The 22,970-nt window shown below is 50.9% G+C and carries 19 protein-coding genes; 4 read left to right on the top strand and 15 right to left on the bottom strand.

What is annotated here, in order from left to right:
* Positions 1-2,481 carry a DNA topoisomerase 3 gene (locus EDM21_RS23215; RefSeq protein ID WP_166542151.1) on the bottom strand — a complete coding sequence of 827 codons (2,481 nt, stop codon included), beginning with the start codon at positions 2,479-2,481 and terminating at the stop codon, positions 1-3.
* A 410-nt stretch (positions 2,482-2,891) separates the two neighbouring features.
* Here EDM21_RS23215 and EDM21_RS23210 point away from each other — a divergent pair, with 410 nt between their 5' ends.
* On the top strand, positions 2,892-3,239 hold the full coding sequence (locus EDM21_RS23210) for a hypothetical protein (protein ID WP_157338758.1): 348 nt from the start codon (positions 2,892-2,894) through the stop codon (positions 3,237-3,239).
* Between the two features lie 85 nt (positions 3,240-3,324).
* Here the strand turns inward: EDM21_RS23210 and EDM21_RS23205 are convergent, their stop codons facing one another.
* From EDM21_RS23205 to EDM21_RS23195, 3 genes are all read right to left on the bottom strand, one after another.
* On the bottom strand, positions 3,325-3,828 hold the full coding sequence (locus tag EDM21_RS23205; protein ID WP_157338757.1) for a metallophosphoesterase family protein: 504 nt from the start codon (positions 3,826-3,828) through the stop codon (positions 3,325-3,327).
* Positions 3,829-3,878: 50 nt separating this feature from the next.
* Positions 3,879-4,439, bottom strand: a complete 561-nt coding sequence (locus EDM21_RS23200; protein ID WP_157338756.1) for an MOSC domain-containing protein — start codon at positions 4,437-4,439, stop codon at positions 3,879-3,881.
* A 182-nt stretch (positions 4,440-4,621) separates the two neighbouring features.
* Positions 4,622-9,142 carry an S-layer homology domain-containing protein gene (locus EDM21_RS23195; RefSeq protein ID WP_157338755.1) on the bottom strand — a complete coding sequence of 1,507 codons (4,521 nt, stop codon included), beginning with the start codon at positions 9,140-9,142 and terminating at the stop codon, positions 4,622-4,624.
* A gap of 328 nt (positions 9,143-9,470) precedes the next feature.
* On the opposite strand from EDM21_RS23195, the gene EDM21_RS23190 reads away from it, so the two are divergent.
* On the top strand, positions 9,471-11,648 hold the full coding sequence (locus EDM21_RS23190) for a HelD family protein (RefSeq protein ID WP_157338754.1): 2,178 nt from the start codon (positions 9,471-9,473) through the stop codon (positions 11,646-11,648).
* 165 nt (positions 11,649-11,813) lie between these two features.
* Here EDM21_RS23190 and EDM21_RS23185 read toward each other — a convergent pair whose 3' ends face one another.
* The 5 genes from EDM21_RS23185 to EDM21_RS23165 all read right to left on the bottom strand — a co-directional run bounded on the left by EDM21_RS23185 (position 11,814) and on the right by EDM21_RS23165 (position 15,939).
* Entirely contained in the window at positions 11,814-12,659 is an 846-nt protein-coding gene (locus EDM21_RS23185; RefSeq protein ID WP_157338753.1) for a DegV family protein, read from the bottom strand.
* 15 nt (positions 12,660-12,674) lie between these two features.
* Entirely contained in the window at positions 12,675-13,523 is an 849-nt protein-coding gene (locus EDM21_RS23180; protein WP_166542150.1) for a DegV family protein, read from the bottom strand.
* A 56-nt stretch (positions 13,524-13,579) separates the two neighbouring features.
* Entirely contained in the window at positions 13,580-14,302 is a 723-nt protein-coding gene (locus tag EDM21_RS23175) for an amino acid ABC transporter ATP-binding protein (protein WP_157338752.1), read from the bottom strand.
* Entirely contained in the window at positions 14,295-14,984 is a 690-nt protein-coding gene (locus EDM21_RS23170) for an amino acid ABC transporter permease (RefSeq protein WP_068774739.1), read from the bottom strand. Before EDM21_RS23170 ends, EDM21_RS23175 begins: the two co-directional genes overlap by 8 nt.
* 145 nt (positions 14,985-15,129) lie before the next feature.
* The gene (locus EDM21_RS23165) at positions 15,130-15,939 is read right to left on the bottom strand and encodes a transporter substrate-binding domain-containing protein (RefSeq protein WP_157338751.1); all 810 of its coding nucleotides are present in this window, start codon (positions 15,937-15,939) and stop codon (positions 15,130-15,132) included.
* A 368-nt stretch (positions 15,940-16,307) separates the two neighbouring features.
* Between EDM21_RS23165 and trhA the strand changes: the two genes are divergently transcribed.
* Positions 16,308-16,943 carry a PAQR family membrane homeostasis protein TrhA gene (gene trhA, locus EDM21_RS23160; RefSeq protein WP_157338750.1) on the top strand — a complete coding sequence of 212 codons (636 nt, stop codon included), beginning with the start codon at positions 16,308-16,310 and terminating at the stop codon, positions 16,941-16,943.
* A 44-nt stretch (positions 16,944-16,987) separates the two neighbouring features.
* Here the strand turns inward: trhA and EDM21_RS23155 are convergent, their stop codons facing one another.
* Positions 16,988-17,641 (bottom strand): GDSL-type esterase/lipase family protein, encoded by a 654-nt coding sequence (locus EDM21_RS23155; protein WP_157338749.1) that lies wholly within the window; start codon positions 17,639-17,641, stop codon positions 16,988-16,990.
* A gap of 68 nt (positions 17,642-17,709) precedes the next feature.
* Positions 17,710-18,021 (bottom strand): hypothetical protein, encoded by a 312-nt coding sequence (locus EDM21_RS23150; RefSeq protein ID WP_157338748.1) that lies wholly within the window; start codon positions 18,019-18,021, stop codon positions 17,710-17,712.
* 201 nt (positions 18,022-18,222) lie between these two features.
* On the opposite strand from EDM21_RS23150, the gene EDM21_RS23145 reads away from it, so the two are divergent.
* Positions 18,223-19,401, top strand: a complete 1,179-nt coding sequence (locus tag EDM21_RS23145) for a M20 family metallopeptidase (RefSeq protein ID WP_157338747.1) — start codon at positions 18,223-18,225, stop codon at positions 19,399-19,401.
* 117 nt (positions 19,402-19,518) lie between these two features.
* Here the strand turns inward: EDM21_RS23145 and EDM21_RS23140 are convergent, their stop codons facing one another.
* From EDM21_RS23140 to EDM21_RS23125, 4 genes are all read right to left on the bottom strand, one after another.
* Entirely contained in the window at positions 19,519-20,172 is a 654-nt protein-coding gene (locus EDM21_RS23140) for an amino acid ABC transporter permease (RefSeq protein WP_068774733.1), read from the bottom strand.
* A gap of 58 nt (positions 20,173-20,230) precedes the next feature.
* Positions 20,231-20,887, bottom strand: coding sequence for an ABC transporter permease subunit (locus tag EDM21_RS23135; RefSeq protein ID WP_166542149.1), 657 nt, complete (start codon positions 20,885-20,887; stop codon positions 20,231-20,233).
* Positions 20,888-20,964: 77 nt separating this feature from the next.
* Positions 20,965-21,813 (bottom strand): ABC transporter substrate-binding protein, encoded by an 849-nt coding sequence (locus EDM21_RS23130; protein WP_157338746.1) that lies wholly within the window; start codon positions 21,811-21,813, stop codon positions 20,965-20,967.
* 46 nt (positions 21,814-21,859) lie between these two features.
* Positions 21,860-22,588: an amino acid ABC transporter ATP-binding protein gene (locus EDM21_RS23125; RefSeq protein ID WP_157338745.1), complete on the bottom strand. Its 729-nt coding sequence runs from the start codon at positions 22,586-22,588 to the stop codon at positions 21,860-21,862.
* Positions 22,589-22,970: the final 382 nt, after the last annotated feature.

Below are 22,970 nucleotides of genomic sequence, written 5' to 3'. Positions count from 1 at the left end.
CTATTCCTCGGCGGCAAGCCTTCCGGTAGCCGGATCAGCCAGAACAAGCCGGGCCGAAATTTCCCCCCTGCCTTCCAGGACGATTTTCAGCTTCGCCGTTTTGCCTTTCTCCAGCAGCGATTTCACCTGCACATCCGTCAAGCTCCGTCCGAAACTGTCCTTCCATATAACAAAGCCGCAGCCCTTCTTGTAATGCGAGCAGCCATAGCCTTTCTTCCCCATAAAAATCGTCCCGCCGCAGCCTTGTCTCGGACAAGCCCCGACAACGCGCGGACCTTCCGGCCCCCGGCGGCCGCCGTCTGCGCTTGCGGCGGCAGAACTGTCCGAGACCGCAGTGCTTCCGCGCTCACCGGCGAGTCTCCCTCCGTAATTGACGGAGGTTCCTGCCTGGCTGGCAGCGTTTTGCGCGGTCTGTGGAGAGCGGCGGCCTGTCTCCCGCGCTGCCGTAGCGCCTGAAGCGGCATTCCTGCCGCCGGCGGCAGCTACACTGTCCACACGGGAAGACGCTCTTGCGCCCCTTCCTGCCGCCTCAGGTCTCCCTCTGCCGGGAGCCGACTTGCTTGCGGCACGGGTGGTTTTCCCGCCCGCACCTCTGCCTGGGGACTTCTGAGCGGGCTCCTCGTTCTCGAAGGCCGTGCGGGAAGCCCTGTGCTGTACACGCACTTTGTCCACAATAAGCGAGGCGAATTTCTTCACGTTAAGCATGAAGGTTTCGTCCGATGCCTGTCCGCGTGAGATTTCATTGAGTCTTCTCTCCCACTGTCCGGTCATCTCGGGAGATGTCAGCAGCTCAATGCCCGCCCCGCGGATCAGTTCGACAGCGGTTCTTCCTTTGAGCGTCAGCGTGATCCGCTTGCCCTGCATCGTCACGTAGCCGACATGTTTAAGCCGCTCAATAGTTGCCGCTCTCGTTGCAGGCGTTCCGAGTCCGGAATCCTTCATCGCATCCCGGAGCTCTTCATCCTCTATTTGTTTACCCGCGCTTTCCATCGCTTTAAGCAGGGTGCCTTCGGTAAAAGCTTTGGGCGGCTGGGTTTCTTTTTCTTTGGCAGAAGAATCTTTGCAGTGAGCGGGCTTTGAGGCGTCCAATGAAAAGGGCTCGCTCACTTCCTCTTCTTCCGTTTCCTCTTCTTCTTTGCTCTTGTCGTCCTTGGCTTTGCTCCGCTTGCTCTCTTTTTTGGAATCCGGATACAGCACCTTCCAGCCCAGATGCAGCAGCTCTTTGACTGTCGTTTTGAACGTTTCCTTCTCGGCTTCCGTCAGAACGGTATGCACTTTGTACTGGGCAGCCGGATAGAATTGAGACAGAAACCGCCGAACAATCAAATCATATACTTTTTGTTCATCGCCCGATAAACCGGCCGCTTTCTTACCCGTCGGGAGAATCGCATGGTGATCCTCCACCTTGGATGGGTTGCAGATCGCTTTGTTGTTTTTATGAACCAGATTGCGGTTGGCCTGCTTAACCCATTCATCGTAGGAGGTCCCTTGAAGTGCGGTTAGCGTCTTGTGCATCTCCGGGATGTTCTGCTCCGTTACATAGTTCGAGTTCGTTCTCGGGTATGAGATGACTTTGTGCTTCTCATACAGCGCCTGCGCGATATCCAGCGTCTTTTTGGCCGAGAAACCGAGCTTTGCATTCGATTCGCGCTGAAGCAGCGTCAAGTCATACAGTTTAAACGGATATTCTTTAGTATCCTTCACTTCATAAGAAGCGATCTTCGCTGTCTTACCTTTCACCTTCGCTGCTATGGCTTCCGCCTTGGCCCCGTCCGTAATCCGTTCTCCCTGCCACACGCCGCGGTATTCGGTCTGCTCCTGCGTAAAAAACGCCTCTACCTCATAGAACTTCAGGGACGAGAACTCCTCGATAATCTTCTGCCGGTCATAGATCAGCGCAAGTACAGGCGTCTGCACCCGGCCTACGGATAAAAGCACGTTGTGCTTGGTCGTAAAAGCGCGTGACCCGTTCATCCCGATAATCCAGTCCGCTTCGCTGCGGGCTTTGGCGGCTCTGGTCAGGTTATCAAAGTCGGAGCCGGCCCTAAGCTGGGCGAATCCCTGCCGGATCGTCTCTGCTGTCAAGTCGGAGATCCACAGACGTTTGACGGGGTGTCTAAGCTTCAGGTGCCTCTGGATCAGCGAGAAAATATGCTGGCCTTCACGCCCCGCATCACAGGCGTTTACGATGCTGCCGCACTCTTTTGCCAGCCCGGCAATGACCTTCAGCTGGTCCTTGGTACGGGGGTTCGGGAGCAGCTTGAACTCATCGGGGATAATGGGCAAATGCTCAAACCGCCATTTTTTGTATTTGTCATCATATTTGTCCGGTTCGGCAAGCTCAATCAGATGTCCGATGGCCCACGTAATGATATAGTCCGTTCCTTCGATATAAGTCCGCTTGTTCACCGCACGGGGCTCGATAACAGCCGCAATCGTGCGGCCCATATCCGGCTTTTCGGCTATCACAAGAGTTTTCACAGGCTATCTCTTCCAATCTATCAATCTGTCTGGATTTCTGTTAGGAGATTGACTTATTTTGTACCACGATTCGGCGGCATACGCTTGCCATGTATTCCTCAGTATATCGGCCCCGGAGAAGCTTCGCAAGGGAAACGGATGCTGCTCCTCCCTCTCCCGGAAGCGCTCCAAGCCCAACAGAGCCCCTCTGTTATGCGGATTTTGACCCTCCTGAATGTTGTATATTGGATACGTCTTTGTTCAGCAGGAAAAAAACAGATATAGCGAGAACGCGTTTTCATAATCCCCTTTTTCTTCCGCCCGATTTTTTGCACATGACTGTATAAGTTTGGTTCTGTTTAAATTGTTGCTCGCAGGAAACATTAAGTGTGAAACACCCTAAATCAGATCCCGAGAGGAGAAGATTCACTATGTATTTGATCGGCGGAATAGCTCTGCTGCTTGGAGGACTTTTGACGATTAACAGCATTTTCTCTTATCAAAGCAAGCATATTGACCCGGCACTCCTGAGCACGCTGTGGTTCCAGCTTAAAATGATTCCGCTCGTTTTTGCAGCTAACGTGATGATCGGCTACGGAGTGAAGTTTAGTTATAAGACGACCGGCAGCTTAACGTTCTCGCTTGGTATTTCAAAGGGAATAGAGATCTTTATTTGTGTGCTGATGGGGTACATCTTCATGAAGGAAATTCCCTCCTGGAAAACGTATGCCGGATTAACAGTTGTGGTCCTCGGCTTCGTCATAACCAAATGGAAATAAACCCGTATGATTCAAGCACGGCCCGAAAAGCCCCGAACCTGTCCACAGGCCCGGAGCTTACTCGATCCACCATTCATGATCTTCTTTAATCCCTGCTGTCAAAAAAGACATGCCGCGCTTCAATCTTCTCGCTTTCGATCGCGATTATGCCGTAGGAGAACCGGGGCTGCCATCTTTTATCCCAGGGAGAGCCCGGGTTAAAAAGCAGAATTCCGTCTACATATTCGTGGTGCGGAATATGGGAATGCCCGAATACGATAATATCCGGCTGCTCGTCGCGAAACGTGAGGAGCGCTCGCTGCTCCGTCGATTTGCCTGGTCCGCGGTCACCATGAACAAGGCCGATCCGCTTTCCTCCAGCGGAAACAATCTTCGTTCTTCCAAAATATTCCGCAATATCAGGACCGTCATTATTTCCAAGGACCGATTCGACCGGAGCGATTTCCTTCACCCATTCGATGACCTCGGGACTTGTCCAATCTCCGGCATGGAGAATAAGATCAACTCCGCTTAACCCTTGTATGACTGCTTCGGGCAGTTTGCCCGCCGCTCGTCTCATATGCGTATCCGACAAAATTCCAATTCGCATGGGACTCTCCCCTTCCAGAAGACTATAGCTTGATTCGGCTGCTGCTCTATTCAGGTTGCGGGCGGGAAAAGAATCCGGATCGTCTCACCCGGTTGTACAAGTCCCGGACATTCGACAGAAGCAACTATACCGCGGCGCTTCCACGCCGCTTTGACAAACTTCGCGGCCAGTTTGGGATTGCCTGAATGTTCGGCGATGACCTTGCCGGGGAAGACGCACGGTTCATTCTCACCTTCACAGATCAGTCCCGCGCCAGAAGAAAACAAAATCCGTGAGCCTGCGGGAAGGTGTGTAAGCTCCTCAAATCCGCGAACCGCCATATTAGCCCCCAGCCACTGAGGAAGTACTTTCTCAATACCCAAGGCCGCAGCGATTTGCTCACACTCTTCTTCCGAGACAATGCTGATCTGCCTCCGGTTCATAATCTCAGTTCCGCGCGGATACATAGGCTGCCGAACATCGGCACGGCTCGTTACACCGAAATGCCGGTCTCCGGGCAATCCCCCGAACTGCAGCTCTGCCAAATCTAATTCTCTTGTAATGAAAGACCCCTCTTGATCTGCAATCAGAACAGCGCTCAGGACAGCGCCTGATTCCTTGGCTTTGGCCATCAAAGTTCACTCCAGACTTGATTCACTGTATCCCAGGAGACAGTTTTCTCTATTTTCCGACATTATAACATAGGAAGACACATGGCTTAAATGAGTGCATATGCTCTACACGGCAATTCCATGCTTAAAGTTGTCAATAAAAAGAAACGACTTCCTCTCGGAAAGTCGTTTCAGGAACCGGATTAACGCAGGCTGCCTGTAAAGCCTGCACCCTCCAGCACACGCTGGAGGACTACGGCAGCTTCTGCTCTCTTGATGGTTTGCGCAGGCTGCAAGCGGCCCTCACCGCGGCCTTCCAGCAGCTTTGCTTTTACAGCTGCCGCCAGTTCATTCCGGGCCCATCCGGCTTCACTAACGTCTGCGAACGTATGAAGCAGTTGCTCGGCCTCGCCCGGGTTCAGGCGGACCGTCTTCCCTGTGAAGCTGAGCGCACGGACAGCCATCGCCGCCGCTTCGGCACGGGTCACAGGGTGCTCGGGACGGAAGGTTCCATTCTCATAGCCGTCCACGAGCCCAGCACGGACTGCAGAAGAAATTTCACCGGTATACCAAGCATTTGCCGCCAGATCCGTAAAGCCGTGAAAGGGATCAGTTCCGGTGCTCAGACCAAGCGCCCGGCTCAGCATGGCAGCGAATTCTGCGCGTGTTACATTCTCTTCAGGAGCAAACGTATTCGCGAATACGCCGTTAACGATTAGTTTACGGGCAGCATCCGTAACGGATTTCTCAGCCCAGTGGCCGTTAAGGTCCGCAAATGTCTTGTCCGACTTGATAATCGCATAAACGCTCATCCCCGTTCTCCAGAATGAAGCCTCTGTACCGTCAACATGGCCGGGAACAAAACGGAACTCTTCCTTATCGGCATTGTACATCGCTGCAACGGAGCCGACCTCAGCCGGCCGGCTAAGCTTCAACGTCCGCTTCATATAAAGTGGAGCAAAATCAGTGATGTCCAGCCGGGCCCCCTTGCTTTCGAGTGTCAACCTATACTCGTAAAGAGGCGATTGCAATTCAATGTCATTCTCCTTTGCAGCCCGGGCGGCTTCATCCGATACAGCTTTTGCCGGCTCGGTTAGACTAAAACGGAGCTGGAGCTCTTCGATAGAAACTCCGAGTTTGCCAGCCCACTCCTTAAGCGGAAGCTTGGATGGCTCCAGCTCGAAGGTTCCTTTATCCGTTTGGATCGTCAAAAGGTTGGCTGCCGCTCCCTGCAAGCCGGCGGCAGGCACCAAAGCTCCGGTTTCCGCCAGGATAGTAACCGGCGCAGGAGTAGCGAGCGCTTGCTTAAGATCATTCGCTGTGACACCTTGATTGTCGTTTACCTTCAAAATCTTTGATGCATCCGGCATGGTACCGGAGTCCGTTCCTCCGCCGCTGCCCGGACCGGTTCCATTGCCATTACCCGGGCTGCTTCCTCCGCTGTCGCCAGGATTAGTTCCCCCTCCAGTACCGGGATTCGTTCCGCCTCCAGCACCAGGGTCCGTTCCTCCGCCACCGCCCGGACCGGTTCCTCCGCCACCGCCCGGACCGGTTCCTCCGCCTTCACCGGGGCCAGTCCCTCCACCGTTACCGGCGTCCGAGCTGCGATCAAGCCAAGATGACTTGCTGTACAGCTTGCTGTCCTGATTAACCTGCAAACGAATTTTTCTGTCGTCCGAGTTAAGCCGGAAATTAAAACCGTATTGGTATTTTCCGTCCTCGTATACCGAATAAGTAGCGGTTTGTACCGAATGGGCAGCAAGTACCTTGTCATCAGAAGAATGGGCTTCAACTGTAACGTCTCTTCCAGCCTGCGGCTCTAAGAAATACACATTCCCGCTTACCGTACCGTCCGTGTTAAACTCCGTCTGAGTGAAATAATTCTCAACTACTGTGATTGTGACAGGAGAAGCCTCTACTATTCTCCCATCGAGACTTACAACTGCTTTGATTTGCGCAGTTCCTGGCTGGTGAGCCGTAACTACTCCGCCCTCGACCGTTGCTATATCCGGATTACTGGAGACAAAATGGTTTCCGGCTCCTTCTATAGATGTGTCTTTGCCGTTAGCATAAGTAAGCTTCACGGTAAGTGCAGACTTATCGCCGGCCGCAAGAACTGCGGACTCAGACTCCACAGAAGCAGACGCAACTTTTACCGGGAGCTTATAGAGCTTAGTACCGACGACATAGTAGATGCTGCCGTCTTGTCCCAATGTCATGAGATTAACGGTCCCGTCAATAACTTTTTGGGCGCGCATATCGGCAGGATCTATCGCGAACAATTGACGGCCGATCGTCGTATAGAGCAGCCCGTCCTGCCCCCAGCGCAAATAATAAGGACGGAACTTACTTGTGTTATAAGGTGATTCTGTGACAATCTTACTTTTAACCATTTCCAGCGTGTCAGGCTTCATAGCAAAAATCGCCGCCTGATACCCGGCGTCTTCGGTTCCTGCCGGATCTTTCGTATTGTCCATAATCCCCCAGAGAAGACCATCCGGACCGATCGAGAGATTACCGATCAACCGGGTTCTGCCCTGCAGGCCTGGTATTTGGGGCGTAAGTCTGGAAGTGACTTTCTTGGTCGCTGTATCAAATACGAATAATTCCGCGTTCGTTACCGGAGGGGTAGTCCCCAGTCCCCCGTTGAGGGAGGTTCCCCCATACACTTTGCCGTTTAAATACGCCAGCCCAAAAATACTTTGGTCCGGAACTACATGACGGAAAGTTTCGGAGTTCACTCCGGCAAAAGAACCGTCCGGATTCTGTTTTTCTTCCAGAATCGTAATCGCACCGCCTGTCTGGCCATATCCCGGGAAAGTTCCGATGAACAATTTATTATCGCCACTCGTCATCGCAAACGGCCGGTCCTGATAATCTTCGATATCAAGAGCCAGACCCGGATTTCCGCTTGATTCCAGCTCTTTGTAATCCAAAGGCTTCGTCATATCCAGGCGATACATGCGCGCTCCGCTGTAAGTACCGAAATAAACCCTATCATTCAGGAATCCGATACCCTCCGGCTGGTGGAACTGTTTGTTCTCATACACAAATTTGCCCGTCTTCGTATCATAGATGCTCATGCCGCGCTGATATCCGCCCATGAACAGATACCCGCCGGATTCCTCGAGGGCATTAACGGAAGTCGCCGATGTCGGCAGATCCGCGGCATGCACTTCGTACTCGCCCGCAACGGGATCATACAGGAAGGATTCACCGAATGCCGCCATACCGGCCAATACCTGCTTCCCTGCAAATTTACCGCTTGCAGGCGTGACCCAAGCATGACTTTTTACAGCTGTATCATCGGGAAGTGCCGGGATGCCTTCAATCTTCGTTATTTCATCCCTGGCTATATTGTAGCTGTACAGATCCCCCTTCAGCTTGTAATAGACCAGATCCGGATTGTGAGGGGACGGAGGAGACAGCTTGGATTGAAAGGTAATGGTGCGGATGAAATTTCCAGTCTGCTCATCAATCACATACAAATCCTCTCCACTGTAGGCGAACAGCTTGCCATTGTTAATATCCACTTCCGAAATTGTCTTGGTCGTGCCGGTGACGCCTGGAATCGTTATCTCCGTAATCTGCTCGGTCCTGCGGTCATAACGCATCAGGTGGGCGCTTGTTCCAATCCCTACATAAAGGGCATCATCGGTCACACCAATACCACGTGCATATTGCTGTCCTTCCTTCATCACACCAAGATCACGGAACTTACTGCTCTGGATGTCATATTCAAAAACGCGGCTCATATTCGTTGCGGAATACGTGGAGCCATAAATCTTGCCGTCTTTGCTGGCTTTGAGATCGAACACCTGCTTATTGGACGGGTTATCGCCCAGCTCTTCAATGCGTTTCTCTTGAACCAGATAGCGGTAAAGGACACCGCCTGTGCTGAAGTACATATTCCCGTCTGAACCTTGGGCAACTCCCCAGATCGTATCCGCCGAGCTTTTGATGGACTGGGAAAATTTCAGTTTCCCTGTCGCCGTATCTACCACATGAAAACCGACCGGGGTACCATGTGTGGTAACATACTGTTCGGATAATCCGTCAGGTCCGGTACCGTAAGCAGCCGCTTGCGAGAGTGCGAACTGGACCGCATCTCCGATCATAACAGGCGCATCATATGGAAGAGGAAGCGGGGAAAGCGTTTTCTTCTTTTGGAGCTTAATATCATCGACATAAGCAGAGGTACCTACTCCCGATCCGCCCATATAAAAAGCAATCTCAGCCGTATCCGCTTGATCCGGTGCCGTTCCTTCCAGGTTCAGCTCTTTCCAGCTGTTCAAGGTATTGGCCAGGAAGTTGACACTGGACAGCTCTTTCCCGTCTTTCTTAAAACGGAGATAGGCGCGTACGCTTTTGCTCTCCACATAGATTTGAGCCGACAAACGGTAAGCTTGTCCCCCCTCCACAGGAATAAGTGAGCTGCTGACCTCAAGAGCAGACTTAGCGTTGTTGTCTACAATCTTGACACTGTTGTTCCCTGAGAATTTACGATCCTTAGCTACTTTGACCTCCAGGTTATCCACAGGCATTGCAGGGGTAACGTTCCAGCCGGGCATTGGCAGATCGTCTGACTCCTCGAAACCGGGATTCTGCACAAGAAGGGGCGTATACTCAAAATCTGCCGCATGAGCGGTTGGAGCAGGTATAGCTATCGCAGGAAGGACAAGTGCCGCACTCAGTGCAGCGGATAAGAGCTTTCTCCACTTCAAAAAGACCAGCCTCCAGTTTTGTCGCCTAGAAATTTTTTTCTAAGCGATAAAATATAGTATGTATAGATTAAGTTGATTTGGAGGCGCTGTCAATACGAAAAATTATGAATATCAAAAGGATTTCTGTTTTTCTAGGCTATAAAATATTGAATCCAGACAAAAATAACAAGAAAATTATCTTCTAGAAGATTCCTACTTCTCATCTTCATTGGTCTGGACGAATCTCTTTGTTTGAAAAAAGACGTAATAGAGGTACAATGAATGGACGCTTGCCCATTCTACATAGTGAAGCTTTACAAATTCGATTCCCATAAGGAGGTAACTGATTTTGGACAAGAATCAAAGTGCCTATCAGGAAGAACAAAACCGTTTAAACGGGCTTTTACAAAAAGTGGACCGCCGCTTAGAGGAACTTCGCGCGATTCCCGTCTACAGGGGTCCCGATTTTACCGAGCAGGCGCTGGAGGCTGTCCGTGAGAGCAGCCGCAAATCCTTATCCCAGGCTTCTGACGAGCCATATTTCGGGCGGCTCGATTTTCATCCGGATGATAAAGACGGAGCAGCCCCTCTTTATATAGGTAAATTCGGCGTCGACGACGAAGAAGGCGGTGAACCGCTTGTTATTGACTGGCGCGCACCGGTTGCCAGCATGTTTTATTCGTTTACAGGCGGAGAGGAGAAGGCTTCTTACGATTCTCCCGAAGGAATGGTCGAGGGACTGGTTTATCTCAAGCGGAACCTGGTCATTCGCAAACAGATTCTACAAAGAGTCGTCGATACGTTTGAGAGAGACAGCGATTTGCTGTCGAGTGCAGGCGGAGATGAATTCCTGCTGTACCGGCTCGGCGAGAATAAAGACAACAAGCTGCGTGATATTGTTTCTACGATCCAGGCGGAGCAGGACCGCATTATCCGTTCCGCCAAGAATGCCGCCCTCATTATTCAAGGTGTTGCCGGAAGCGGCAAAACGACGGTTGCGCTGCACCGTCTCGCTTTTCTTCTCTATCAGTACCGGGATCAGGTCAAGGCGGAGAACATGATTATTTTCGCGCCTAACCGGATGTTCCTGGATTATATATCCGGCGTACTTCCGGAACTCGGTGTCGGGCATATCCGCCAGACTACGTTCTCGGACTGGGCTTTTGAACTGACGGGCCTTGCAGCCGAGCTTGCTGATCCAGGTGAAGAAAGTGCGGTATGGTTCGCTGTCGGCCCCAAAAGACCGGAATTGAACGACCAGGTATCCGGACGCTGGAAAGGCTCTAGAGCGTTCATGAATCTGCTGGGCGACTGCTTCCTGAAATACGAAAGCTCCTGTCTGCCCGAAGCAGACTTTCTTCCCTGGGACGGCAAACGGCTTTCTTCCGAGATGATCCGTACGTGGTACTCGGATGAATACAAGCATCTTCCTCCCGCCAAACGCAGAGAACGGGTTGTCGCCCGCATCAAACGCTGGCTGGGGATGGAGCTCGATAAACTATGGGATGCCAAGCAGAAAAAAGAACGCAAGACGAAATCTGCCCAGCGTTTGAAAACGTTCCTGAAAGCTTGGCCGGAGCCGGATGCGCTGTCCTTTTACAAAAACGTGTTCGATCCCAAGGCAGACGTCTCCTGGTTTACAGAAGAACAGCGCAACCAGATTCCTCCTGCATTAGTCAAGGAAACATTAGCCCTGCTCAAGCGTAAAAAGGTTCGCACAGAGGATTTGCCCGCCCTTGTCTACATTCATTCCGCCTTGTACGGCATTGAAAGTGCCGAGCGCTTCGACCATGTCGTCATTGATGAAGCGCAGGATGCCTCCCCTTTCCAGATCGCCGTACTGGACAATTATACCCGCCAGCATTCGTTTACGATTCTGGGCGACTTGTCCCAAGGCATCCATGCCTACCGGGGAACGACGGACTGGGCGGAGTTCACCTCGCTGTTCGGCGAGGGCGAAACGGCTTATTTCGAGCTGGAACGGAGCTACCGTTCCACCATGGAAATCATCCGGTTCGCCAACCATGTTCTCACCACCGGTGTGGGAACGGGTCTGCTCGCCGAGCCGGTGTTCCGAAGCGGCGAGCGGGTTAAAGTGCTGCAGACCGGCAAGGAGCATCGGGCAGAGTTTCTGCGCGATGCGATCTCTCACCTTCTGCAGCAAAGCTACGACACGGTCGCTGTCATCACGCGTACCGAAGACGCCGCCGCCATACTGCATGGCGCGCTCCAAGCACTCGGCATAGAAGCCAGCCGGATTACGGCGGATCAGAAGCAGTATGCCGGAGGCATCTCGGTCGTGCCGGTGTACTTGACCAAAGGACTCGAGTTCGATGCGGCCCTGCTGGTGGATGCAGACGCTGAGCACTATGGCGCCAATGTACAGGACGCCAAACTGCTGTATGTCGGCTGCACGCGCGCCCTGCATGAACTGTGGGTCCTCTACAGCGGAGAGGCTTCTCCGCTTGTCTGCACCGACGACCCCGAGATCGTCTCTCTGGAGGCCCCCGCTCCGCTCCAGACCTGATTGAGCAGCAAAAGAAGGGAAGTTCCTGCCCGGCGGCATGACTTCCCTTCTTTTGTTCGCACATAAGCGCGGGGGCTTATGTGTGGACATCTCCGGAGCTTCAGACTGTATAGTTCCGGCAGCATGAAGCTCCTGAGATGTCCTGTTTATTTGAATCACACCGCTTCAGCACGTAATCAGAATACCGCCTTCACCGGCATAAGTACCGATGACCGGACCCATCTCCGAAATAACGACAGTGCCGAAAGGAAACAATTTCAGCATCTGATCCTTAACATCACGCGCACGTTCCTCACAATTGCTGTGTGCTATGCCGAGAATGATTTTCTCGAAATCGCTGCGTGTCTCGCTCACCTTCTCGCCTACTCTTTCAAGCAGCCGTTTGAGAGCGTTCTGCGTTCCACGGACTTTCTCGAACGGCTCCAGCGTGCCTTCTTCGCTTGCTTTCATAAGCAGCTTGATATTAAGTACGGATGCCACCGCTCCGCGGACACGGTCCAGCCGTCCTCCCTTAATGACATTCTCAAGCGTATCCAGGAAGAAGTACGTATGATGATTCTTTATCGTATGCTGCATCTGTACGACCAGTTCTTCGAAAGGTACGCCTTCTTGCGCGAGCTTGGCAGCCTTAACAGCCAGAATGCCCTGACCAAGCGAAGCCGAGCGGGAATCCAGCACTTCGATTCTTCCTGTATAGCCTTCTTCAAGCATTTGCTCTTTGGCCATAGTGGCGTGGTGATAGGTGCTGCTCAAGTTGGAAGAAACACAAACCACGAGAATATCTCCCCCAGCCTTGCTGTATTCCTCCATAAATGTATGGGGGGAAGGACTCGCTGTCTGAGGCAGCTTCGGCTCACTGCGCATCATCTCATAGAACAAGCTGTTGCTCATATCCGATGTCATTTCTTTCTCTCCGAACCTGACAAGCAGAGGGACCACCGTGATGTCCAGTTCCTGTGCCAGCTCTTTAGGCAAATCGGAAGTGCCGTCTGTTATAATCTTGATTGTCAACGAGGACCCTCATTTCTAAGATTTAATATATACGATTCCGACGGTTTGAGGACCGCAATGACTGGAGACCACACAACCGGTTTCCGTGATTTCCACCCGCTTGACACCCGTCTGTTCCAGCAGCTGTTTCCGGACAAGCTCAGCTTCTTCTCTAGCCATGGAATGCGTCACGAACAGAACATCCGGATCCATCGCGTGTTTGAAATCCAGCGTATTGTTAATCAATTGCTCCAGCGCTTTTTCCCTTTTGCCGCGTACTTTGGAAGTCAGGATCATCTTGCCTTCCTTGACCTGTACAACAGGCCGGATCTTGAGCAGACTGCCGAAAAAAGCTTGCACCCCGGAACAGCGGCCGCCCTTATGCAAGTAATCAAGCGTGTCGATAATAAATTCGGTACTCACACGCGGAATGCATGAATAGATAAGGGCTTCGATCTCAGCCGGTGATTGTCCCTGTTTGACAGCTTCTACAGCTTTGCAGACGAGTATGCCGATGCCTGTTGCCAGATTCCGGGAGTCAATAATCGTAATGCGGTCTTCTTCCAGTAATTCAGCGGCCAGTTTCGCATTCTGGTAGGTCGAAGACATTTCAGATGAGAGGCCGATATACACGATATCATAACCTTGTTCGATAAAAGGACGGAAAGCACGGTCGAAATCAGCAGGTGAAGGCGCTGCCGTCTTCGGCAGCTTGCCTGTCTGCTCCACCTTACGGTAAAGCTCTTCTGTCGTAATATCGACACCATCCCGGTAGGAATCCTCACCAAAAATTACGTATAAAGGGACCACGCCGATTTCATTCTCATCGAGATACTTCTGATTTAAATCGTTTGTGCTGTCAGTAAAGATTTTGATGGGTGCCACTAGACAACCTCCTGGTCTCTTTGCAACAATTTCTTGCGCTCACGTGCAAATGTACACTACAAAACTTTACCTAAGAACTCCCTGGTGCGCTCATGCTTAGGATTCGTAAAGACTTCGGCCGGAGGACCTTGTTCAACGATAACCCCGCCGTCCATAAAGACAACTCGGTCGCCTACCTCCCGGGCAAAGCCCATCTCATGCGTAACCACAACCATAGTCATTCCGTCCTTGGCAAGTTTCTTCATGACATCCAGCACTTCCCCGACCATTTCGGGATCGAGTGCGGATGTCGGTTCATCGAACAACATCACGTCCGGAGACATCGCCAGAGCACGCGCTATGGCGATACGCTGCTTCTGTCCGCCGGACAGCTGATCCGGATACGATTTGGCCTTCTCGGACAAACCTACTTTACGCAAGAGATCGGCCGCGGTTTCATTTGCCTGCTGGGCCGAATAATTTTTAAGTTTGCGCGGCGCCAGTGTAATATTGTCCTGCACAGACAGGTGCGGGAACAGATTAAACTGCTGGAACACCATGCCCATTTTTTGGCGTACGGCATTGATGTCGGTTTTCTTATCCGTGATCGAGATGCCTTCGAACATAATTTCCCCGTCGGTCGGCACTTCCAGCAGGTTTAAGCAGCGGAGAAACGTGCTTTTGCCAGAACCGGACGGGCCGATGACTACGACCACTTCACCTTTGTCTACCTCCATGTCGATACCGTTCAAGACATTCAGTTTGCCGAAGTGTTTGTGTAGATTCTTGATGTTAAGCATGGGATCTCTTCAACCTCCTCTCAAGTCTGCCAACCAGCTTGGACAGGGTAAAGGTGATAACCAGGTAAATTAGAGCGGCGATAATAAGAGGTTCAAACGGCTTGCTTAGACTTCCTTTTACCGTATCCGCGTTGAACATGAGCTCACCCAGACCGATAACCGATACGATGGAAGTCTCTTTGATGATCACAATCAGCTCATTCCCGAGTGCGGGAAGAACGGTACGGAACGCCTGCGGGATAATAATGAGGCGCAGAGACATCCAAGGCTTCATACCCAGGGAGCGTGCCGCCTCCATCTGGCCTTTGTCAACAGACTGGATACCCGCACGCATAATCTCGGCCACATAAGCCGTACTGTTCAGGGCCAGTGTAATGACCGCTGCCGTAAATTCCCCGCCGTATTGTTCCAGGAATGGAAAAGGGGGAAAACGGAATCCTTCTATTAACTGCGGCAAAGAATAGTAAACAAGGAACACTTGAATAATAATCGGAGTTCCGCGAAAAAACTCAATATATGCGGTTGCCAGCAACCGGACGGGAGTGAGGCCGGAGAGTCTCATCAAGCTTAGTAAGGTACCGAAAATAGCCCCCAGGACCACTGTAAAAATAGAAAGCAGAAGCGTCACCTTCGTGCCATCCACAAAATAATGCCAATATTCACCTAAAAATTCAAAATTCATGGGCTGCCTGTTCCTCCTTTAGATGCGGATGGACAACGATTATTATACCTTCCTAGTACCCCCGTGACCATCCCTTGAAAAAAGAAAATAGCGGAGGTTTCTCCGCTATCCCGATCTCATGCAAGATCCTGCATTTCATACCGTGTTATTCGGCTTCGACCTGATTCGACGCTTCCGTAACGAATTGTTCGATTTTCTTCTCGGCGATGAGGCGGTCAATCGTTTTATTGGCCTGATCGACCATCTCCTGGCTGCCTTTCTTAAAGGCCACCGCGGAACCTGCTTCTTCCACAGAAGGAGTGGCTTCAGCGATTACGATCGTCTTGTCTTTGTTCACATGAGAAGTCGCTACCGGAAGTTCAATAATAGCCGCGTCGGCATTTTTATTCTTCAGCTCCAGAACGATATCCGTAATTTTGCTTAATGTTTTAATCTTGGCATCTTTAATTTGTTCTTTAGCTACGGTTTCTTGAATAGAAGCTTTCTGAACGACGATTCTTTTGCCGGTCAAGCTTTCCATGGTCTTGTACTGCTCTTTATCTTCCGCACGAACTACGATCATCTGCTTTGCGGTGTAGTAAGTTTTGGAGAAATCCACACTCTTTTTACGTTCCTCCGTCGGTGTCATACCGGATAGAATCATATCCACATTACCGGTTTGAAGGGCTGGAAGAAGACCGTCGAATTTCATATCGCGGACAACCAGCTCCGCGCCCATGTCTTTCGCGATTTCTTGCGCAATCATAATGTCAAATCCGATAATCTGATCCTTGCCGTCAATGGATTTATGAAATTCATATGGCGGATAATCTGCGCTCGTTCCGAGTGTGATTGTTTTCTTCTGAGCGTCGGCGCCGCCGCTTTCTCCAGGCTGTGCTTCAGGCTTTTGGCCGCAAGCAGCAATGAGGCTCAGGGAAAGGACAAGTGCGATGAGTGTTAGTCCCCATTTTTTCATGATAAAAGCTCCTTTTATGATCATTTTTTTAATTAACGTAGGGTCAATAATGTGAAGAACATGAATTAGTATACCGAATACTCACATTTTATGCAAGGATATTTGCGTTCATGCTCTGTATGGTAATGATTTCACGCTTTTGGTGCATAAATATACAGGATTTGTATTCGGGGGTTTTCCTCCTCTTTCGTTTTAGAGCTAACATTCCCGAATTTAATTCCTGCAAACGGGGTAAATCATAGTGGGGATTATTTATTTGAAGGGTATCGGTTCAAAGCAGCGTCTAAGACTATATCAACTCAAAACAAACTTTGTAAACAAAGAACCTGTACGGGTCAAGGACCCCTCAATAGGCAAGGAGGATTAGAATGGAATATTCACCGCGCGAGGAAGTCGCAAACGCAGTCTCACATGGTATCGGCACCCTGCTCAGCATAGCCGCCTTTGTGCTTCTGCTCATTCAAGCAACGAGATACGGAGACGCCTGGCACATCGTCAGCTTCAGTATTTTTGGTATTTCCCTGATCGTTCTCTATCTCTGTTCGACTCTTGTACATAGTGCGCCGGGAGGCCGCTTGAAAGATATTTTTGAAATCATGGATCACTCGGCGATTTATTTGTTAATAGCGGGATCATACACCCCGTTTATGCTGGTCACTCTCCGCGGAGCGCTCGGATGGACGATTTTCGGAATCGTCTGGGGACTTGCTATCCTGGGAATTATCTTGAAGATCTTCTTCGTCAAAAAATTCATCGTGCTCTCTACCATTTGCTACATCGGCATGGGCTGGATTATTGTACTGGCCATCAAGCCTCTGGCGGAGAACCTTTCTATAGGAGGAGTTGCGTGGCTGGTTGCCGGCGGTGTCGTGTACACGATCGGGACGGTCTTCTATTTGTGGAGACGTATTCCATACCACCATGCTATCTGGCATTCCTTTGTTATCGGAGGCAGTGTCTGTCATTTCTTTGCCGTCCTTCAAGTACTGCCTGTCCCCCATTAAGGATTCCAAACAAAAACAGTGAGGCGATTAGGCTTCACTGTTTTTTAATCCCATTTATTCGAGTAGGAGGGAAGCTTTACCGAACGGGCGACCTGTGCGCCAATGACCTTATACCCCTCTGTATTCGGGTGAAACAAGTCGGATGAGATGAGGCGGTTTTCCGACCCTTTAAAAGCGTCATAAATATCGACGTAGCATACTGAATCCGATTGCAGCTTGGCTGTCGCGGAATTAAAGCGCTTAATCCAGAATTCTGCCTCGGGCAGCATCGGGATCGGATTGTACAGGCCAATCACAATGATTAACGGACCCGCCGAGCCCGCAGGGGCCGAATGCTGAATCCAGCGGACCATCTGCCGCAGATTAGAACCGTACGCGCGCAGGCTGTTCTTGAGAACGGCCGTATCGCGGCCCGCAATGTAAGGCTGAGCCGCCCGGATCAGATCATTGCCGCCCGCGGTAAGAGTGACGATGCCGGCGCTTCCCAGCCCGCGTCTGAGCTCACCTTCGTTGCGGAGAAACTGGAGCAGCTCGCCGGAAGTGGCTCCCTTGGTACCGGCGTTGCGCAGCGTAACGGGGCGTTTCAGCACCTCTTCGGCATAATCACGATAGCGTCCGGTAAAGCCCCGGCCTGTATTATCACCGGTGCCTACCGTGAGCGAATCTCCGAAAGCGCAGTAACGAATCGCTTCACCCATAGGAACTCCCCCTGTCTTGGCGTTGTTTACTCCAGTATATTAAATTCCATCCCGAAAGGTCTCAGCTTTTAAGCTCCGCTTAAAGATTTAATAGAGGCGCCGCAGTGTTGCCGAATAAAGGCGGCAATCTGCTCTTTTTCCGCAGGGGTAAACATAAATTCACTATCGCAGCCTTCATCGAGAAGAATATATTGAACGATCGTTCCTTCCAGATTGCAAATGACATACACGCTGGGATCGCTCAGATCCTCGGGCAGCACTTGACCCGGCTCCGCCTGCAGGTTAAGGCGCACGTCAATCCAAAGCCCTCTGCGCTCTATTTCCCCCAATTCCAGTGTAAAACGGTGGTCCTGCAAATGTTCCGCGCCATATTTGTTCATATCCGTTCCCCCTATATGTGTTTCTTATGTGATTGGAATCGTGAAGAGGCATGTATAAAAACCGCCCTGCCGGTTTATTGTAACCGAAAGGGTGCTGGAGTGGTAGCTGAAGCCTGTTTGTATTACAATAAATGTGATGCTTTCCCTACCCCATGCTGGACCCCAACAGACTTTATCGCATAAATCCGGAGGAGCTGCACTATGAAAGAACTCATTTATACAACGATCGATGGACACGCTTCCGACTTCCAGTCCATTTCAACCTATATCGGCCAGAACCCTGAGCTTGGCCATGAAGAATATTTGGCCGCGGACCGGCTGACCAAGGAACTCGAAAGTCACGGTTTTCAAGTCGAACGGGGCGTTCTCGATATTCCGACGAGTTTTATCGCCGTATACGACTCGGGCAAGCCCGGCCCTACTGTGGCATTTCTGGCCGAGTATGACGCCCTGCCGGAGCTTGGCCATGCCTGCGGCCATCATCTCATCTGCATGATGAGTATAGGCGCCGCCGTCGGCCTCAAATCGGTACTCGATGAGATTGGAGGCGTAATCCGCGTGTACGGGACGCCCGCCGAGGAGACCAAAGGAGCCAAAGTCCCGATGTCCAAGGCGGGATTGTTCGATGACGTGGACTTTGCTCTAATGGCTCATCCGTATTACACGTATGAGCGTTCAGGCGAATCGCTGGCGCTGGATGCGATTCAGTTCGAATACTTCGGCAAAGCCGCGCACGCCGCCGCTTCTCCCTATGAAGGCGTGAACGCGCTGGACGCCGTACTCCTGCTGTTCAGCTCCATTAACGCGCTTAGACAGCAGCTGCGCAGCGACGTGCGCATTCATGGCGTGATCACCGAGGGAGGCAAGGCCGCGAATATCATTCCCGACTATGCCGTCGCACAATTCTATGTGCGCTCCTCGACGCGGGCGTATACGGATGAAGTCGTCACCAAGGTGCTCAAGTGTGCCGAAGGAGCTGCGCTGCAGACAGGCTGCACGCTGCAAACGTCTAACTATGAGTATTCCTACGATGAACTGAACACGAATGAAACTTTGTCGGCCGTCTTCAACCGCAATTTGGAAGCTTTCGGAATCACCGAAGATCAGATCCAGTCCGGCAAGGACCACGGTTCCCTGGATCTGGGCAACGTATCCCTGCATTGTCCCACCATCCACCCTTATATGAAGGTGATTGATGAACGGCATCTGCTTCATACGCCTGAGTTCCGGGACGGGGCTATGCGGCAGCAGGCTCTGGATGCGATGATCTTCACGGCCAAAATGCTGGCCGTTACCGCTTATGATGTCATGACGCATCCTGAGCTTCTCTTGGAAATCAAAGAGGAATTTCAGCGTTCCATTACGAATGCGAAGTCATAATAAAAACCGCTTCAAACGAGGTTTCATCCTCCGTTTGAAGCGGTTTTTTTTGCGCGCCGCCAATGACAATAAGTTGCCGCAGCCGCCTATCCGGCAGGGTTCATCCCTACGATTAACTCAGGTACGCTTAAGCTCAAACCGCTGCGCGAATAAGGCGATACAGTAGTTCACCGTGAAGTACATAAGCGCGACAAGCAGGAATATTGGAATGACATATTGCTGTGAAGCTCCGTTAATGATCTGCGCGTTATGCACCAGCTCCGGAGCCGCGATAATAACCGTAAGCGATGTGTCTTTGAGCAGGGAAATAAACTGGCTGACCATCGGTGGAACCATACGCCGCAGAGCCTGAGGGAAGACGATATGCCACAAGGTTTGCACGTAGGACAAGCCTGAAGAGCGCGAAGCCTCAATTTGACCTTTATCGATTGAATTGAGCCCCCCTCGTATAATTTCCGCAATCATGGCTGACTCGAAAATCGTCAGAGAAATAATAGCCGAGGTAAGGATGCTCATGTTCCAGCCTGTGATCTCGGGAACCGCGAAATAAACGAAGAAAATAATTAGCAGCAGCGGCAGATTGCGGATTAATTCGACCCACACACCCATAAGCTGACTCAGCACCGGGATTTTGGAATACCGGATCACACCGATCAAGCTGCCGATCACAAAACTGAGGACAATGGCAATGGCCGCCATTTCAAGTGTGACCAGAAAGCCTTTAAGCAAATAAATAAGATGGTCGCTTGTATAAGCTCCAGCAAAGTCCATTCCGACACCCCACTTTTACATTCACCGAATCGTGTTCCTGTTCATAGGCCCGCTTCCATTAAGTACGCGCCATCCGTATCTCCAGATATCTCACACCAAAACTGAGCGGCACGGTAAGCACCAGGTAGAAGAGCGCTACCCCGATATATACGTTGACGGTATCGAGTGTATCGGAGTTAATCAGATCGCCGAAATACATCAGGTCCATACCCGCAATTACGCCAAGAATGGAAGAATTCTTAATGAGATTCAGAAACTGGTTGCCGAGCGGGGGAACAACAATCTTGATCGCCTGCGGCAATACGATATGGATCATTGTCTGCCCATAGGTAAGGCCTGATGAACGCGCGGCTTCTGTCTGGCCCTTGGGCACGGCAAGGATACCGGCACGGATCGCTTCGGCGATAAAAGCCGATGTATAAATGGTGAGTCCGATCGTACCTGCTGTAAACCCATCCAGCGACAGCCCCAATTCGGATGATCCGTAATAAAAGAAAAAGATGATTAACAGCAGCGGAATGTTCTTGACGAATTCCACATAAGCCGCACTTACAATCCGCAGAATCTTAATAGGCGAAATGCGGAGAACGGCAATCAGCGACCCGAGCAGAAAACTGAGCACGAGTGAAAGTAAGCTGACCAAGACGGTATTGCCGAATCCTTCTATGTATCTGTCCCAATGTTCAACGATTACGCTCAAGTCCACCGGCAGCACCTCAATTCTATCCGTCTATGTGACCCTTGTTTAGGGAATAAAACGGGACAAGCGGATGACCGCTTATCCCGCCTTGATTACTGCGCTGGTTTCTCGCCGATCCACTTTTCGTGTATTTTAGCGTATTCGCCGCTGTCCTTCATTTCTTTCAGTGTATCGTTGACGGCTTTGACGAATTCCGCATCGCCTTTGCGAATCGCGATGCCATAAGGCTCATCGGTGAACGTGCCTCCAACGACTTCATAGTTGGCGTCCTGCTTCATCATCCCGAACAGGATAGCGTTATCCGTCGTCAAAGCTTCTCCCTTACCGGATTTGAGTGCGGTGAAGGCTTCCTGGTAGTTCTCGAATTCAAGAACTTGCGCATCAGGCGCTTTCTCGCGGATGTTCTTCGCGGAAGTGGAGCCTTTAACCGCCAATACTTTGATTCCCTTCTTGCCCTTCACATCGTCGATGGATTTGATCGGGCTTCCTTTCTTCACCAGCAGAGACTGGCCTGCCTTGAAGTAAACATCCGTGAAATCCACTTCCTTCTTGCGCTCTTCGGAGATGGTCATCGTCGCGATAATCGCATCGATATCTCCCTTATTCAGCATCGGAATACGGGTCTTGGAAGTCACTTCTTTCAACTCGATTTTGTTCTCGTCGCCCAGCAGTTTTTTGGCGATGGCTTTGGCGATATCGATATCGAAGCCGTTAACCTGACCGGTACCCGGGTCTTTCAGACCGAATAAGTTCGTATCGTATTTGACACCGACCACCAGTTTATCGCGCTTCTTAATAGCTTCCAGGGTCTTGGCCTCTCCGCCGGGTGCGTCCGATGCGTTCCCGCCGCCTTCCGGCTCCTTTGCTTTGCCGCATGCAGCAAGAACCAGCATCAGAGACAGCATAATGAACCCCAGTTTAAATAATTTCCGACTTTTCATATCAAGACCCCTTTCAATCTCCTATTTATAATCGCCCACTACCCAATTAATGCGCAAACAGGCGGCTCAAGAACAATTTTGCTCTTTCTTCCCTCGGATTTGCGAAAAATTGTTCCGGCAGTGCTTCTTCCACAATTTGTCCCTGATCCATAAAGACGACCCGGTCCGCGACTTCTCTGGCAAACCCCATCTCATGCGTGACGACGACCATAGTCATCCCCTCACGTGCAAGGGCTTTCATAACGTCCAGAACTTCGCCGATCATTTCGGGATCCAAGGCCGAGGTAGGCTCGTCGAACAGCATGATCTTTGGCTTCATCGCAAGCCCTCTGGCTATCGCCACACGCTGCTGCTGACCTCCGGACAGGTTAGACGGATAAGTCTGGGCCTTGTCTGGAATTCCGACCTTCTCCAGAAAGAACATCGCACGTTCTTCCGCTTCTTTCTTGGACAACCCGAGGACTTTGATAGGAGCCAGGGTAATGTTGTCGATTACTTTTTTGTGAGGATACAGATTAAAGTGCTGGAACACCATTCCGATTTCCCGGCGGAGCTTATTGATATCGGTTTTCTTGTCATTCACAGCCAGACCTTCAACCGTCAGCTCGCCATTCTGAATCGTTTCCAGGCGGTTTATGCAGCGCAGCATCGTGCTTTTCCCCGATCCGGAAGGCCCGATTACGACCACTACCTCGCCCTGCTTAACTTCGAGATTAATATTCTGGAGTACGTGAAAAGAGCCGTAGTACTTGTTAACTTCCCGAAAATTAATCATGGCATCCCCCTCTTTGGCAACAATGCGGCTACAATCAGTAAAGAACCTTCTGACCGCTTTTATGTATATGGTTAGTTTGTTAAATAATTACACGGTACTTACAGACTTGAAACACAATCACTCCCATAACCAATGTAATCGTTTTCTTTATAAATTTTAACATATATCTCCCCTTTTATAAAATGGTAAATCTTTACGTGGATATCAGGTGTACATTCCATAGGTATAAAAAAAGACCGAACTTTGGAGTTTGGCCTCAGCCTGTAGACAAAGTTCCGCAAGGAGCAGGGTCTACAGGCTTTTTTATCGAATTAGTAAGTAAAACGGTGAGCCGAGGTGTAAAAAATGCTGAGTAAGAGCAATAACGAAGGTCGCTTTCAAG

Source organism: Paenibacillus lutrae, from assembly GCF_009757775.1.
GTDB classification, from domain to species: domain Bacteria; phylum Bacillota; class Bacilli; order Paenibacillales; family NBRC-103111; genus Paenibacillus_F; species Paenibacillus_F lutrae.
The sequence above is the reverse complement of the archived record's forward strand: the minus strand, read 5'-3'. Positions and strand labels throughout refer to the sequence as shown.